At 46.8% G+C, this 1,494-nt stretch carries 1 protein-coding gene; it reads left to right on the top strand.

Annotated features, from left to right (window positions below; translation table 11 throughout):
- Positions 1-1,494, top strand: a 1,494-nt coding sequence (locus HMPREF9420_RS12715; RefSeq protein WP_007136148.1) for a DUF2958 domain-containing protein, incomplete at both ends; no start/stop codon positions are given.

Genomic DNA, 1,494 nt, shown 5'->3' on the forward strand with positions numbered 1-1,494 from the left:
CAGTGACCTCATCGTCCTGCAGAAGCAGACTGGTAAAGAAATCAGCAAGGGCATTGAACAGCAGTTCGTAGAAACTGTTTCCGTTCCCAAGGAAGAAGGCTCTACTGTCGTCTTCAAGCATAACTCACTTTTTGTAGGAGATTGGAAAGACATATCTCATCGCACCATTGCCACAGAGCGCATAATGGGTACAGACCCTTATGGAAGACCTGCATGGGAGTATCGGTTCACGGGAGGGGTTGAGGAAATGGCAGAAAGTCTCCGAACACGGCTCTCTCTTGAAATGGGACAACGTATCGACCGTAAACTATATGAAACAGGTATACCGATGACAGAAGCAGAGCGAGAGGCAGAAGCAGAGAAACAGCTTCGCAAGTTGGGTATTACCATAAGTCGGGAAGAAGAAACAGAGAAAACAAAGACTGAAGACAAGGGTATAAACGATGCCTATAACCTCATGCCCGACAGTATCAGGAAGCAACTACCAAAACTTTACAGCACGGAAAAGGAACTCATAGGCGATAAGGTTGCATACGCACGCTATTTCTTCCCGATGGGAGCATATACAGCCTACCTTTTGGAATATGACCCTAAGAGCCGTATTGGCTTCGGTGCTGTCACGATGGGTTATGGCTGGGAGCTTGGCAATATGTCCCTCGACGAGATGGAAGGCGTGAAGGTAAGAGGACTGGGCATTGAACGTGACCTGTACTTCTCTCCTAAGAAATTGCACGAGATAGCCGAACTGGAAGAAATCGTAAGGGGACAATATACCAAAGAAGAAGTGGTGGCAGAGGAAATCAAGGAAGAAGCAATAATAAAGACAGAGAATAAGGTCAAGGAGCCAGTGAACGGTACTTCTGAAATCAAAATGCCCAAGGAAGAATTAGAAACTGAAACAGGAATTAATGTCGAACAAGTCATAGAACCGGACGATTTTACCATTACCAAGGCACAGGCAACAGAAAATACCGTTTCCAATGGAGAGACTACTCCATTGCAACCACCATCATCGGAGTCTGTACCACAGCAATCTGTGTCAGAGCAACCATCCATAAACGTTGAACCTGCACCCGAAGGCGTACCCGCCTTGACACTTCATCATCAATACGAGCAGGAACCACAGGAAATCCGTACGGATATTGAAGCCCCAAGAGAAATGAACGGGCAGACAATATTCTTTGACGACGATCATCATCCGGTGGTGGACAATAACATGGAAGACATCGGACAACCAGAGCAGCTGTCACTATTTGCCCCAGAGGAATACAGCCTTTGGACAAGAGAAGTTACCCGTGTGAACAATGAAATTAAGGATAATTCAGGAACTTCACAGGCACGCCGTCCTATAACACAAACTGCTCCCCAGAAACCATCGGAATTCAAAATGCAAAAGGCAGCGACCATTCCTCAACGGCGTACCCGTGGTAGCAGGAAAGCAGCTTCTTCCTCTTCACGTGAGCCATCCCTTTTCGACTTCATGAACGAAGCCGA

This window comes from Segatella salivae DSM 15606 (genome assembly GCF_000185845.1).
Classification (GTDB): Bacteria; Bacteroidota; Bacteroidia; order Bacteroidales; family Bacteroidaceae; genus Prevotella; species Prevotella salivae.